Origin of the sequence: Acidovorax sp. (assembly GCF_022763525.1) — a bacterium.
Taxonomy (GTDB): domain Bacteria; phylum Pseudomonadota; class Gammaproteobacteria; order Burkholderiales; family Burkholderiaceae_C; genus Acidovorax.
This window is the reverse complement of record NZ_JALEGG010000067.1, coordinates 1-13,299: the sequence shown is the minus strand read 5'-3', so window position 1 is coordinate 13,299 and position 13,299 is coordinate 1. Positions and strand designations below refer to the sequence as shown.

The window sequence follows — 13,299 nt, the reverse complement described above, 5'->3', positions numbered from 1 at the left end:
CCACACTCTCCAGCCCTTCCTCATCTGCTGCTGCAGGCCTTCGCCGCCTCTGGCGGACACGGGGCCTTGCTGCGTGGGGACTGTGGCCGCTGTCATGGCTCTATCGCGCGCTGGTAGGGGCTCGCCGGCTTCTTTACCGCGCAGGCTGGCTGGCGGCAGAACACCCAGGCCGGCCCGTCGTCGTGGTGGGCAATGTGGTTGCAGGCGGCGCCGGGAAGACCCCGGTCGTCATTGCCCTGGTTCAGCACCTGCAACACCGCGGCCTGCGCCCTGGCGTCATATCCCGCGGCTACGGCCGCAGCACGACGGATTGCCGGGCAGTCACCCCCGACAGCGCGGCCCATGAGGTGGGCGACGAACCCGCACTGATCGCGCGCACCTGCCACGTGCCCGTCGTGGTCGCATCGCGCCGCATCACCGCCGCCCGCGCCCTGCTGACCGCGCACCCGGACGTCGACGTCATCGTTTGCGACGATGGACTCCAGCACCTGGCGCTGGCGCGCGACGTGGAGATCTGCATCTTCAACGAAGACGGCGTGGGCAATGGCTTCACGCTGCCCGCCGGCCCGCTGCGCGAGCCCTGGCCCCGGCCGGTCGACCTGGTGCTGCATGCCGGCCCGACGGCACCGCCTGGCGCGGATTCCGCGCACACCTACCGCGTGCAGCGCCAACTGGCGGCCTATGCGGTGCGCCAGGATGGGAGCCACGTGCCGCTGTCCGTGCTGCAAGGCCAGCCCCTGCACGCCGTGGCGGCCGTGGCGCGCCCCGAGATCTTCTTTGCCATGCTGAAAGCGCAAGCGCTGACGATTGCGCATGCCGAAGCCTTGCCAGATCACTATGACTTTGATAGCTGGCTGCGCTTTTCTGACAAGCGCTGCACGCTGGTTTGCACCGAAAAGGACGCGGTGAAGCTGTGGCAACGGCATCCCGATGCCCTCGCCGTTCCGCTGCAGCTACACATCGACCCGGCCTTTTTCGCCGCGCTCGATGCGCTGCTGCCCGTGCAGAGCGTTCGCGCACAGTGAGGGGGCCGCTCCCCCGCCGCTATCATCCGAACGACACCGAAAGCTGAAAGAAAGCGCAACCACCATGGACCCCAAACTGCTCGAACTGCTGGTCTGCCCGGTCACCAAAGGCCCCCTGACCTATGACCGCAACGCGCAGGAACTCATCTCCCGCAGCGCCCGGCTGGCCTACCCTGTGCGGGATGGCATCCCCGTGCTGCTCGAGAACGAAGCCCGTACGCTGACCGACGAGGAACTGGAGCGGTGAACAGCCCAACCGCAAGCCCCGGCAGCATGGGTGATACCTTCACGGTGCTGATCCCCGCGCGCATGGCCTCGAGCCGGCTGCCCGACAAGCCCCTGGCCGATATCGCCGGACTGCCCATGGTGGTGCGTGTGGCGCAGCGCGCCATGGCCAGCCATGCTGCCCGCGTGGTGGTGGCCGCCGATGACCCGCGCATTCTTCAAGCCTGCGCAGCGCACGGCGTCGAAGCCATCTTGACCCGCGCCGACCACGCCAGCGGCAGCGACCGTCTGGCCGAGGCCTGTGTGCAGTTGGGCCTGAACGGCGACGATGTGGTCGTGAATGTGCAGGGTGACGAACCGTTGATGGACGCCAGCCTCATCAGCGCAGTGGCCGCCCTGTTGCGCGCGCGCCCGGAAGCCAGCATGGGTACCGCCGCGCACCCGATTGCTTCCCAAGCCGACTACGCCAACCCCAATGTGGTGAAAGTTGTCCTGGATGCGCGTGGCCTGGCCCACTACTTCAGTCGCGCGCCCATTCCTTTTGCGCGCGACCATGCGGGCACTGCCTGGTGGGACGGGCGCGCTCAGGCCGCTTCGCCCACCGTGGCCGCCTTGTCGGGCTTTGCCCCGCTGCGGCACATCGGCATCTACAGCTACCGTGCCGGGTTTCTGCGAGAGTTTCCCTTGCTGGCGCCCGCGCCCACCGAAGCTGTGGAAGCGCTGGAGCAATTGCGCGCCCTCTGGCATGGCCACCGCATCGCCGTACACCTTGCAGACGTAAGTCCCGGCCCCGGCGTCGACACGCCGGAAGACCTGGAACGGGTTCGCCGCCTTTTCCGTTGAGGACCATCCCACGGCCCGGCGCAGCAGCCCGGCCGCGCAGATGGATGCCAGCCGCCGGCGGCTGGCCACCGATGCGCATGTAAGCCAGGGCGAGGGAGTCACATGCTATCCTCGACCGCAACGAGAGCACCGTATCCCGGGCGCACAGAACGGCTTCATGCGCCCTTCGAACGCCCCCGCCAGCGGCGCCAACGATTTCTAACCTTCGAGGACCTCCATGAGACTGATTCTGTTGGGCGCGCCCGGCGCCGGAAAGGGCACGCAAGCCAGCTTCATCTGCCAGAAGTACGGCATCCCGCAAATCTCCACGGGCGACATGCTGCGCGCTGCGGTGAAAGCCGGCACCCCCCTGGGCCTGCAAGCCAAGGCGGTGATGGACTCCGGCGCGCTGGTCAGCGACGACATCATCATCGGCCTCGTCAAGGAACGTATCACGCAGCCTGATTGCGCCAACGGCTTCCTGTTCGATGGCTTCCCCCGCACCATTCCCCAGGCCGACGCCATGAAGGCAGCTGGCGTCAAGCTCGACTACGTGCTGGAAATCGACGTGCCTTTCGACGCCATCATCGAACGCATGAGCGGCCGTCGCTCGCACCCGGCCAGCGGGCGTACCTACCATGTTAAGTTCAACCCCCCCAAGGTGGAGGGCAAGGACGACGTGACAGGAGAAGAGCTGATCCAGCGTGAAGACGACAAGGAAGAAACCGTCAAGAAGCGCCTGCAGGTCTACAGCGACCAGACGCGCCCACTGGTGGACTATTACAGCAACTGGGCCAAGGCTGAGCCAGAGGCCGCCCCCAAATACCGCGCCATCAGCGGCACGGGCAGTGTCGAAGAGATCACGGCGCGTGCGCTGCAGGCGTTGGCCAGCTGAGACACCGCGGCCCGCCCCTCCACGAGCAGCGGCGCCCTGTCACAGGGGCGCCGCTTTTTTGCACTTCATCTCTACGTGGCGGGCTGTCTTCCGACCCATCACATCACCATGGGCGCCTCGCCAGCCTTCAAACAGGGCTGGAGCGCAAGCCGTAGGCCTTGCCATCGGCAAACAGGTATTCGGCACGCAGCACTGCATCCCCCTTTTCTTCACGCAGGGTAAAACCGACCACCGCCACGAATGCACCGGGCCGGATCTGCGGCACTTGCCAAGCCTGCATGCGGGTCAGGGGCGCCAGCTCCACCTGCCACCGCCGATCCTTGCGAGTCGGCAAAACCGCCTTGGCCAAAAGCGCCTTTCCATCCACGGGTGATGCCTGTGCGGGCACCGGGCGCAGCGCCAAGTCGGGAGGCAACTTCAGCTGGGCAGGCAATTCCAGCTCCAGCTCGGCGTGCGGGTTTTGCCAGCGCACTTGGCGCACGCTGCCTTCCAGATAAACAGGGCGGTCTGCGTCAAAACTGACCCAGCCGTGGTGCGCACGCGCGGCCAGCGGAAGGGTTGTGGCAGCCAACAGCACGTGGCGACGTTGCAGGCTCATCGTCTTTCTCCCAGTAGAGTCGATCAGAGATAGGCAATCCATCGCCCACAGGCCACCACGGCCAGCCAGATCAGCGTGGAGCCCAGCATCTGCGCGCGGGCCAGTGCATCCAGGCGCGTGAGCGAACCCCTCGCATGGAACCACGCAGCGTTGCACCCTGCAAGCATTAACAACAGCATCTTCCAGGTGAATGCGCGGTTGGCCAGCAGCTCGGCGGGCTGCGTGGCAAACATTAACAGGCCCGATGCCGCCGCCAGGGCAAAGCCGCACAGCGCGACCGAGAGGCTCAGCCGAGCCAGGTCCTTGGGCGGCAGTGCCAGACCGCGGCCAAAAACGCGCAGTTCCAGCAACACCAGGTTACCCAGCAGGAGGGCGATGCCGACGATGTGCACCACCTCCAGGGCCGGGTAGGCCCACGCATGGGTCTTGAGGGCAGCAAGCAACGCCACGGCGGGTCAGCCGCCTGTGCGCAGCAGCTCAAGCATCAGCGAGATCCGGGCCTTGAAGGGCGAAAGCCCTCCCGAGTCAGGCAACGCATCTCCGGGCTTGGGCAAAACCTGCCCTTCTGGGCAACGCGTAGATCGCACGACGCACACGCCCGACTGCTGCGCACGCAACAACGCGGCCTCCAGAGCGTGGTGAATGGTGCCATTGCCCGTGCAGGCAACCACCAGGCCCTGCACGCCGTCTCGAACCAGTGCATCCACCAGGGCCCCCGTCGCGCCTGCGTGGCTGAAAAGCACCTCAACCCGGGGCCAGAGAGAAACATCTGCTATATCTTCAATAGCACCCTTCGCATGTCCTGTAGGCGCTGAAGGCCAGTCCTGCTCAAGCCGAACGTTCCCCTCCTCCACCCAGCCCAACGGGCCGCCCTCACCCGAGCTGAACGCATGCACGCGGTACGGGTGCACTTTCTGAACCCGCCTTGCCCCATGGATCTCACCGGAGGCCACCGCCAGCACGCCGCGAGCTCCCGAGGTGGCGGCCACCGCCACCGCATCCAGCAGATTCTGCGGCCCGTCGGGTGCCAGGGCGGTGGATGGCCGCATGGCGCAAGTAAGAACCACCGGCTTGGCGCGGACGTCCAGCACCTCGTGCAGGAACCAGGCCGTTTCCTCCAGCGTATCCGTGCCGTGAGTGATGACCACGCCTTGCACCTGCGGGTCCGCCAGATGGTGCGCGCAGCGCAGCGCCAAATCCCGCCACACCCCGTGGGCCATGTCCTTGCTATCCAGCTGGGCCACCTGCTCTGCCACCAGCGGCCCGCGCGCAGCCTGCTCAAGCCCTGGCACAGCTGCCATGAGCTGCTGTACACCCACCTGGGCTGCGACATAGCCGATGTTGTCGCCCGCCTGGGCCGAGATGCCCGCGATGGTCCCGCCGGTGCCAAGAATCACAATTTTTTTCCCACTCACTTGCGCACTCCAACAAACTGATGAAAAATACAGGTACTGGATTAAAAAACAGTTGTCTTTCAATGTAGCCGCCTGATCGGGAAACCACCATGCTCGACAACCCCAAACTCACCGCCCGCCAGCAACAGATCCTGGACCTGATCCAGACGGCCATTGCACGCACCGGAGCCCCACCCACCCGCGCGGAAATCGCGGCCGAGCTGGGATTCAAATCCGCCAATGCCGCCGAAGAACACTTGCAAGCCCTTGCGCGCAAAGGCGTGATTGAGCTGGTGAGCGGTACATCCCGGGGTATTCGGCTTCGCAGCGACACCGTTCGGTCCATCAACGCAGCGCGCGGCAGCCAGTTCAGCCTGCCAATCCCCGGGCTTTCCCAGTTGGTCCTGCCCCTGGTAGGGCGCGTGGCAGCAGGGTCGCCCATTCTCGCCCAGGAACACGTCGATCAGACCTATAGCGTGGAGAACAGCCTTTTCCAGCACAAACCCGACTATCTGCTCAAGGTGCGCGGCATGTCCATGCGTGATGCCGGCATCATGGACGGCGACTTGCTGGCCGTGCAGTCCACTCGCGAAGCGCGCAACGGTCAGATCATCGTGGCCCGCCTGGGTGACGACGTCACCGTCAAACGCCTGCGCCGAACTGCCACTGCCATCGAACTGCTGCCGGAAAACCCCGATTACCCGGTCATCGTGGTTCAGCCCGGTGAGCCCTTCGAAATCGAAGGCCTCGCGGTCGGGCTCATCCGCAACACCATGCTGATGTAGCTTGGCCCAGGGTGCGCACACACGGCCCTCAACTGTTGCGCATCAAACGATGCGTGCTGCCGCACCCCAGGTGGCGGGCGTTTGGCTTATCTCACCAGTGATAAGCCAGCCCTGCGGTGCCGGTTTACTTTGCAATCCTGCCTATGTCCAACCCCCGAACTTCGGAGTTTTCACATGGGAATTGCGTTGACCACATTTTCTGCACTGTCGAACCCGGTGCGCACACTGTCTCGCTGGCTTCAATCCACGCACCCGCTCCTCGCCTCTGCGAGCAGCGACTCCCCGCCGCCCCCCGCACCTCTCGGTGCGCGCTCCGGCCGCCCGGACGAAGCGATGACAGCAACGCCCCCCCGGCCGACGCCGCCTCCGGGATTCGGTACTACGCGCCCGGTACGCGGCAATTGGCCTTTCACCGTCAATCCTCCACTGCCCTCGGTGGAACATGGCACGCCCGCCCCTCGCGGCAGAGTTGCAGACCCGTCCCCTTCGGTCGGCCGTGGCGGGCACAACACGGGGCGGGTTCGAAGCAGAGGTAACTGCTTTGCCCACCCCACCGAGCAGGGCATCCGCTTTCAACGGGATGCTGGCCGGGTGGTGCTTGCTGGCCGAATGGCCGATGTGTGTGCGGAACTGGACCGAATGGCCGCGTGTGAAGCAGGCTTGCGCGCGCATTGAAGCCACCCGCCAACAGCACCGGGGCGACGCTGAAGACCTCTTGGACTTGACAAGCGAGCGCCCCCAACGCGGCGCCCTGGCGGCGCGCCGGGGGATCTGCTGACCTGCGTGTTTTGTTAAGGACTTTCGGTGCAGTTGGGGGCGACAGCCTTGGCGGAACAACCCCTTACTTTGAATTCTGCGCTGTCGGTAGCTGCGACGTGGCCGCGTGCAAGCCCAACTGAGGCCGGCTTGATGCCGAAGCGGGATATAGCGGCAGCCGAGTTGCCGCCCCCACAACCCACTTCTTTTGCCATGCAGACTCCCCCTCCAGGGGCACTCAACCGGCGCCTCCCGGTCACAAGCGGCAATCGCCGCCACGCTGTCGAGGCACAATGTCGGGATGAATATTGTGATTCTCGACGACTATCAGGATGCCGTCCGTAAGCTCCACTGCGCATCCCGGCTCGACGCGTACACCGCCAAGGTCTACACCAACACAGTCAAGGGATTGGGTCAGCTCTCCGTACGCCTTCGGGACGCGGACATCATCGTGCTGGTGCGTGAGCGCACGCACATCACCCGCCAACTCGTCGAGAAGCTGCCGCGTTTGAAACTCATTGCGCAAACCGGCAAGGTGGGCAGCCACATCGACGTGACCGCCTGCACGGAACGCGGCATTGCGGTCGCCGAGGGCATCGGCTCCCCGGTCGCGCCAGCCGAGTTGACATGGGCCCTTGTCATGGCGGCCATGCGCAGGCTGCCCCAGTACATCTCGAACCTCAAGCACGGGGCCTGGCAGCAATCCGGATTGAAGACCGCATCGATGCCGCCTAATTTCGGGCTGGGCAGTGTCTTGCGCGGCAAGACGCTGGGAATCTGGGGATACGGGCGCATCGGCCAGATGGTCGCAGGCTATGGCCGCGCATTTGGCATGAATGTGCGCATCTGGGGACGAGAGGCTTCGCGCGCCCAGGCATTGACGGACGGATACCAAGCCGCGACCACGCGTGAAGAATTCTTCGCGCAGTGCGATGTGATCTCCCTGCACTTGCGTCTGACCGACGAAACGCGCGGCATCGTGTCGCTGGAAGACCTGTCGTGCATGAAACCCACCTCTTTGCTGGTCAACACGTCCCGCGCTGAACTGATCGAACCCGATGCCTTGATTGCAGCTTTGAATCGGGGCCGCCCTGGCATGGCGGCAGTCGACGTCTTCGAGAGCGAACCGATTCTTCAGGGCCATGCGCTTTTGCGGCTCGAGAACTGCATTTGCACGCCCCATATCGGATATGTCGAGCAGGACAGTTACGAGCTCTATTTCGGCGCGGCGTTCGACAACGTGGTGAATTTCATCAAAGGCACGCCTACCAATATCGTGAATCCCGGGGCCTTGCAGGTGCGACGCTGAGGAGTTCCTTAAAAGTCGCCAGGGGAAGAGAAGAAGAAAATCAGGCTTGCCAACGGCCGCACACCCCGGCAGCATCACTCCAAACAAAAAAGGCTTCCTCACGGAAGCCTTTTTGCTGAAGGCACTGCAAGGTATTGAATCCTTGCAGCACCACCACTCCATTACAGAGGAGTCTTCTTGCCGTCCTTGTAGACGTACAGGGTGATGGCGGGGTTCTTCATTTCGCCATTGGGTTCAAAGGCGATCGTGGAGGTCACGCCCTTGAAGTTTGCCTTGGCCAGTTCAGGCGTGTAGACCTTGGGGTCCACCGAGTTGGCGCGCTTCATGGCGTCGACCAGCAGGAACGTGGCGTCATAGGTGTAGGGGCTGTACACCTGGAACTGGCCGGGGTACTTGGCATCGTACTTGGCCTTCCAGGCCGTGCCGCCAGGCATCTTGGCCAGCGAGGAGCCGCCTTCAGCGCAGACCACGTTTTCCAGCGTCTTGGCACCAGCAGCCAGCTTGGCGATTTCAGACGTGCAAACGCCGTCGCCGCCGAAGTACTTCACCTTGCCCATGCCCAGTTGTTCCATCTGGCGCAGCATCGGGCCAGCTTGGGGGTCCATGCCGCCGTAGAAAATCGCGTCGGGGTTCTTGGACTTGATGGCGGTCAGAATGGCCATGAAGTCAGTGGCCTTGTCGGTCGTGAATTGCTCATCCACCACCTTCATGCCCTTCTCGGCAGCGACCTTCTTGAACACGGCGGCGACGCCCTGGCCATAGGCAGTACGGTCATCCACGATGGCAACGGTCTTGAGCTTCAGCGTGTCAGCAGCGTAGAAAGCCAGACCGGCGCCCAGGGCGTTGTCGTTCGCAATGATGCGGAACGTGGTCTTGTAGCCAGGCTTGGTCAGGTTGGGGTTGGTGGCCGCGCCCGTCACGTGGGGGATACCGCAGTCGTTGTAGACCTTGGAAGCGGGGATCGTAGTACCGGAGTTGAGGTGGCCGACCACGCCAGCAACCTTGGCGTCGCACAGTTTCTGTGCAGCGGCAGTGCCCTGTTTCGGATCGGCAGCGTCATCTTCAGCGACCAGTTCGAACTTGACCTTCTTGCCACCGATGGTGACGCCTTGAGCGTTCAGCTCTTCAATGGCCATGCGGGCGCCATTTTCGTTGTCCTTGCCGTAGTGAGCTTGGGCGCCGGAAACCGGAGCCACGTGGCCGATCTTGACGATCTGCTCTTGTGCAGAGGCCATGCCGGCAACAGCCGCGATAGCAGCAACCACGGTCAGTTTCAACTTCAATTGCATATCAAATCTCCAGTAAAGATAAACGCTGAGAATCTTCTTGTGTCTCAACGCAGGCGAACATATCGCAATTTACGGGCCAGATCATTAGGGAACACGATAAAGCGCGAGAGAAACCACAGGGGAATACCCTGTCATCCCTTTGGCGCTGCAGGCGTACCGCTGGCCAGCTCGTCCGCCACCGCCTCGTACACAGCGTGCCGCACTACCGATTCAATTTCTTCGCGCAGTCGCGGCAGCACGGATCGTGTCTGTTCTTGCACCACAGTGGCGATCGCTTCGCGCAAACGTTGATCCAGCACAACGTCCACGCGCTGCATCACCCGATGGACCATGTGCTCCTCAATGCCCTCGGGCAGAGGGCGGGGCCAGGCCGCCAGCGGCGCTTTTGCGAGGGCAGCGGGAGGGACTTGGGCCGGCGTAGTCGGTGGTTTTTGGATGGCGGTGCTGGCCACGGCAGCAACGCGGGCCGGCACCGCAGCAGCAGTGGCCGGCACTGCCCCCGCCTGGCGCGGCATGATGGCAGCACCAGGGTGCGCGGCCTGCCGTTCCGGCAGAGGCGGACGCGCAACCACAGGGGTGGGCTGCGCAGCCGATGGCACGGGAGAAGCCCCCCCCGTGGGCCTGGATGGTGCGGCGCCGGGCGGCTGCACAGGAATGGAATCCGGCACACGCACCACTTCAGTGAGCGTCGGCACAAAGCGCGGAGGCGTTCTGGACGGAGGCAGGGCCATCGATTTATCCGCCTTTCAGCACGAGATCATGGCGCGTGATGGCATAGCCCCGCGCGGCATAGTGGCGCCAACGCTCGCGGGCCGCTCCTCGGTCGGCTTCATCCTGCGCGCTCACCACCTCCACCAGACGGCCAAAGCGGCCAAACCCATCGGGCACATCCGGCAACAGGTTCAGCAAGACCTCGTTGTGCGGCGCAGACCGTGGGTCGGCGGTCAGCAGCACCGGCGATGCGTGCACCAGTTCTTCATCCGCGTCGGCCAGGCAGTGGGCCACGAAATCCTGCGGCGCCACATTCCACAGCATGCGGTCCAGCAAAGCCAGCGTGTCTGGGTGGGCTGCGATCACCAGCCGGGCCCCGCTGCGCTGCACCTTGCGCGCGAAGCGGCACGCATAGGCCAGTTTGTCGGGCGCATTGAAATGAAACGCAACCTCGGTCATGGCGGACTCAGGCCGTCTTGGCGCGCGGCGATCGCTTGGAAACGGCAGGCTTGATCGCGGGAGACACCTTGGCTTGATCGAGCAGATAGTTCACCAGCAAACCCACGGGTCGGCCGGTGGCACCCTTGGCAGCGCCGCCCTTCCAGGCCGTGCCAGCAATATCCAGGTGTGCCCACGGCATGTCGCCCACGTACTTCTGCAAGAACTTCGCCGCGGTGATGGAGCCCCCCGCACGTCCCGCAACGTTGCCCATGTCCGCGAAGTTGCTCTTGAGACCATCTGCGTAGTCGTCGTCCAGGGGCATGCGCCAGCAGGGGTCCTGGGCAGATTCACCCGCCTGCTGCAAGGCAGCCGCAAGGTCGTCGTTGTTGGCAAACAGCCCGCTGCGCACCCCGCCCAGCGCAATCACGCAGGCACCGGTCAGCGTGGCGATATCCACCACGGCCGCGGGCTTGAAGCGCGCTGCGTAGGTCAGCGCGTCGCATAGCACCAGCCGTCCTTCGGCGTCGGTATTGAGGATCTCGATGGTCTGCCCGCTCATGCTGGTGACGACGTCTCCCGGCTTCACAGAGCGGCCGTCGGGCATGTTTTCACAAGCGGGGATGAGTCCGACGACATTGATCGCGGGCTGCAGTTCGCCCAGCGCGCGGAACGTACCCAGCACGCTGGCGGCGCCGCACATGTCGAACTTCATCTCGTCCATCTCCGGAGCGGGCTTGATGGAGATGCCGCCGGTATCGAAGGTAATGCCCTTGCCCACCAGCACAACAGGTGCCTTGTCCTTGGGGGCGCCGTTGTAGCGCAGCTCGATGAAGCGCAGGGGTTCTTCCGATCCGCGCGCCACCGCCAGGAAGGCGCCCATGCCCAAGCGGGCGACCTCCGCGGGGCCGTGGACCTTGCATTGAATCCGGGGCAGCTTGCCCAGCGTCTTGGCGGCAGCGGCCAGCAGGCTCGGAGTGGCGTGGTTGGCCGGGCGGTTGCCCCATTCGCGCGCAAACTCCACACCGGCCACCAATGCCACGCCGGCATCAAAATCAGCGCGCACCTCGGGCGCATCAGGCACCCCCACGATGCAACGGGTCAGGCTGCGTGCCTCGGCTTTGGTCTTGGTGGCGGTGTAGACATAGGTTGCCTCCGCCACGGCCTGTACCGCGGCGCTGGCGACAGCCGCCTGCACGGAGGCCGCTGCAAAGCACAACACTGCGCGCTTGGTTTGCGGTGCCTTGAGGGCGGCACCCACGGCCTGCAACGCCTGGCGCGTGGCGCGCGCAGAGCCGTCGCCCTGGCCCAACAGGACCACGCGGCGGGCAGCCACCGCGGGCACCTGGTACATCTGCAGGTGCTTGCCCGCCTTGGTCGTCAAATCCCCGTTCTTGAGCGCGTGCGCCGCCAAGGCAGACAACGCATCCTTGCCCGGCTTGAACCCATCGGGCAGCAGCACGATGAGCAGATCGCACTTCTCTGAAGCTGCCGCAGCAAGGTCAAGGGTCTTGAGATCAAAGTTCATAATCGGTGTTTTCCTTCGAGCCAATGTTATTCGATTCATCCATTCGCAAGGAGCTGGCGCGCAGCTTCGGCGCGACGCTGGTGGTGCTGGTGACCGTGGTCATGACCATGATGCTCATTCGCACCCTGGGCCAGGCGTCCAAGGGCAGCGTCAGCCCCTCCGATGTGATGCTGGTCATGGGTTTCACCGTGCTAGGCCAGTTGCCCACCATCCTGAGCCTGAGCCTGTTCATCGCGGTGGTTGGCACGCTCTCGCGCATGTACCGCGACAGCGAAATGGTCATCTGGTTTGCCAGCGGACGGGGCCTGGTGGCCCTGCTCAAGCCGCTGCTGCGCTTTGCATGGCCCGTCATGATCGTCATCGCCGTGTTGTCGCTCCTGGTTTGGCCCTGGGCCAATTCGCAGGTCCAGGAACTCAAGGTCCGCTATGAACAGCGCAGCGACATCGACCGGATCGCGCCGGGCGAGTTTCAGGAGTCTTCCAACGGCAGCCGTGTGTTCTTCATCGACAAGGACAGCCCGGACACCCAGGCTGGCAACAACATCTTCATCGCCGCGACCGATGGCCCCCGCGAGTCCGTGACCTCCGCGCGCAGCGCCCGGCTGGAAACGCGCGACGGGGAACGTATTGCACTGCTGAGCGACGGGCAACGGCTGGAGACCTCGCGCGACAAGCCAGGCGTCAAGATCAGCGAGTTCGTCGAGTACGGCACCCGCATCGGCTCGGCCCCTGCGGGCTCGGCAGAAGAGCTCTCTGTCAAGACCCGCGCCACGCATGAGCTCCTCATGCGCCCCCTGCCCGCCTACCGCGCCGAGCTCGGCTGGCGCATGGGGCTGGCACTGGCGGCCATCAATTTCGTGGTACTGGGCTTGGCCGTGGCCAGCGTCAACCCGCGCGCCGCACGCAGCACCAGCCTGGTGTTCGCGCTTTTTGCCTTTATCGTCTACTACAACCTGATGACCCTGGGCCAAAGCTGGGTGGGCGCAGGGCGCCTGGGCCTCGTGAGCTTCATGGTGCTGCTGCACGGGGGGATGCTGCTGATGTCGCTGCTGGTGCTGGCGGCCCGGCACAACCAGTGGAGCCTGCAGCGCCTGTGGCGCAATCTGCGGCTGGGAGGCACTGCATGAGAACCATCCGCCGCCTGATCCACCGCGAGGCCCTGCTGGCCGTCGCTTTTGTCACCGCCGGATTCCTGGCGTTGTTCTTCTTCTTCGACCTGGTCGATGAACTGCGCTGGGTGGGCCGCACCGGGGACGAGGGCTACCAGCTCTCGCACGCCCTCCTCTTCGTGGTGCTGAGCATTCCCAGCCACCTCTACGAGCTGTTGCCCATCACGGTACTCATCGGCACCATTTTCGTGATGGCGCGGCTGGCGCAGAGCTCCGAATTCACCATCATGCGCACCAGCGGCATGGGGCCCTGGCGAGCCTTGCGCACCATGGTGGCGCTGGGCAGCGTCTTCGTGCTGCTGACGTTTGCGGTGGGTGACTACATTGCCCCGCTGACCGACCGCACGGCCCAACT

Annotated in this window: 15 protein-coding genes; 8 read left to right on the top strand and 7 right to left on the bottom strand. The window is 64.5% G+C overall.

Annotated features, from left to right (window positions below; all coding sequences use genetic code 11):
- The first annotated feature begins 80 nt into the window (after positions 1 to 80).
- The 4 genes from lpxK (at position 81) to adk (ending at position 2,967) form a co-directional block, all read left to right on the top strand.
- Positions 81 to 1,025 carry a tetraacyldisaccharide 4'-kinase gene (gene lpxK, locus MRY84_RS04950; protein ID WP_291504647.1) on the top strand — a complete coding sequence of 315 codons (945 nt, stop codon included), beginning with the start codon at positions 81 to 83 and terminating at the stop codon, positions 1,023 to 1,025.
- A gap of 64 nt (positions 1,026 to 1,089) precedes the next feature.
- Positions 1,090 to 1,272, top strand: coding sequence for a Trm112 family protein (locus tag MRY84_RS04945; protein WP_291504634.1), 183 nt, complete (start codon positions 1,090 to 1,092; stop codon positions 1,270 to 1,272).
- A 26-nt stretch (positions 1,273 to 1,298) separates the two neighbouring features.
- Positions 1,299 to 2,093 (top strand): 3-deoxy-manno-octulosonate cytidylyltransferase, encoded by a 795-nt coding sequence (kdsB, locus tag MRY84_RS04940; protein ID WP_291504633.1) that lies wholly within the window; start codon positions 1,299 to 1,301, stop codon positions 2,091 to 2,093.
- 217 nt (positions 2,094 to 2,310) lie between these two features.
- Positions 2,311 to 2,967, top strand: a complete 657-nt coding sequence (gene adk, locus MRY84_RS04935; RefSeq protein WP_291504632.1) for an adenylate kinase — start codon at positions 2,311 to 2,313, stop codon at positions 2,965 to 2,967.
- Positions 2,968 to 3,094: 127 nt separating this feature from the next.
- Here the strand turns inward: adk and MRY84_RS04930 are convergent, their stop codons facing one another.
- From MRY84_RS04930 to MRY84_RS04920, 3 genes are read right to left on the bottom strand one after another with little or no spacing between them, the layout of a single operon-like run.
- Positions 3,095 to 3,565: a DUF6152 family protein gene (locus MRY84_RS04930; RefSeq protein ID WP_291504631.1), complete on the bottom strand. Its 471-nt coding sequence runs from the start codon at positions 3,563 to 3,565 to the stop codon at positions 3,095 to 3,097.
- A gap of 23 nt (positions 3,566 to 3,588) precedes the next feature.
- Positions 3,589 to 4,008, bottom strand: a complete 420-nt coding sequence (locus MRY84_RS04925) for a hypothetical protein (protein WP_291504646.1) — start codon at positions 4,006 to 4,008, stop codon at positions 3,589 to 3,591.
- A gap of 12 nt (positions 4,009 to 4,020) precedes the next feature.
- Positions 4,021 to 4,962: an asparaginase gene (locus tag MRY84_RS04920; protein ID WP_291504630.1), complete on the bottom strand. Its 942-nt coding sequence runs from the start codon at positions 4,960 to 4,962 to the stop codon at positions 4,021 to 4,023.
- Between the two features lie 107 nt (positions 4,963 to 5,069).
- Here MRY84_RS04920 and lexA point away from each other — a divergent pair, with 107 nt between their 5' ends.
- Positions 5,070 to 5,744 (top strand): transcriptional repressor LexA, encoded by a 675-nt coding sequence (gene lexA, locus MRY84_RS04915; RefSeq protein ID WP_291504629.1) that lies wholly within the window; start codon positions 5,070 to 5,072, stop codon positions 5,742 to 5,744.
- Between the two features lie 1,057 nt (positions 5,745 to 6,801).
- On the top strand, positions 6,802 to 7,809 hold the full coding sequence (locus MRY84_RS04910; RefSeq protein WP_291504628.1) for a D-2-hydroxyacid dehydrogenase family protein: 1,008 nt from the start codon (positions 6,802 to 6,804) through the stop codon (positions 7,807 to 7,809).
- A 161-nt stretch (positions 7,810 to 7,970) separates the two neighbouring features.
- On the opposite strand, the gene MRY84_RS04905 is transcribed toward MRY84_RS04910, so the two are convergent.
- The 4 genes from MRY84_RS04905 to MRY84_RS04890 all read right to left on the bottom strand — a co-directional run bounded on the left by MRY84_RS04905 (position 7,971) and on the right by MRY84_RS04890 (position 11,775).
- Positions 7,971 to 9,098, bottom strand: a complete 1,128-nt coding sequence (locus MRY84_RS04905; RefSeq protein ID WP_291504627.1) for a branched-chain amino acid ABC transporter substrate-binding protein — start codon at positions 9,096 to 9,098, stop codon at positions 7,971 to 7,973.
- Between the two features lie 131 nt (positions 9,099 to 9,229).
- Positions 9,230 to 9,613, bottom strand: coding sequence for a hypothetical protein (locus MRY84_RS04900; protein ID WP_291504626.1), 384 nt, complete (start codon positions 9,611 to 9,613; stop codon positions 9,230 to 9,232).
- Positions 9,614 to 9,833: 220 nt separating this feature from the next.
- Entirely contained in the window at positions 9,834 to 10,268 is a 435-nt protein-coding gene (locus MRY84_RS04895) for a DNA polymerase III subunit chi (protein ID WP_291504625.1), read from the bottom strand.
- Between the two features lie 7 nt (positions 10,269 to 10,275).
- On the bottom strand, positions 10,276 to 11,775 hold the full coding sequence (locus MRY84_RS04890) for a leucyl aminopeptidase (protein ID WP_291504624.1): 1,500 nt from the start codon (positions 11,773 to 11,775) through the stop codon (positions 10,276 to 10,278).
- Positions 11,776 to 11,798: 23 nt separating this feature from the next.
- Here MRY84_RS04890 and lptF point away from each other — a divergent pair, with 23 nt between their 5' ends.
- Positions 11,799 to 12,902 carry an LPS export ABC transporter permease LptF gene (lptF, locus tag MRY84_RS04885; protein ID WP_291504623.1) on the top strand — a complete coding sequence of 368 codons (1,104 nt, stop codon included), beginning with the start codon at positions 11,799 to 11,801 and terminating at the stop codon, positions 12,900 to 12,902.
- Positions 12,899 to 13,299: LptF/LptG family permease (locus MRY84_RS04880; protein WP_291504622.1), on the top strand; the 401-nt coding region annotated here is incomplete at its 3' end. The genes lptF and MRY84_RS04880, both read left to right, overlap by 4 nt.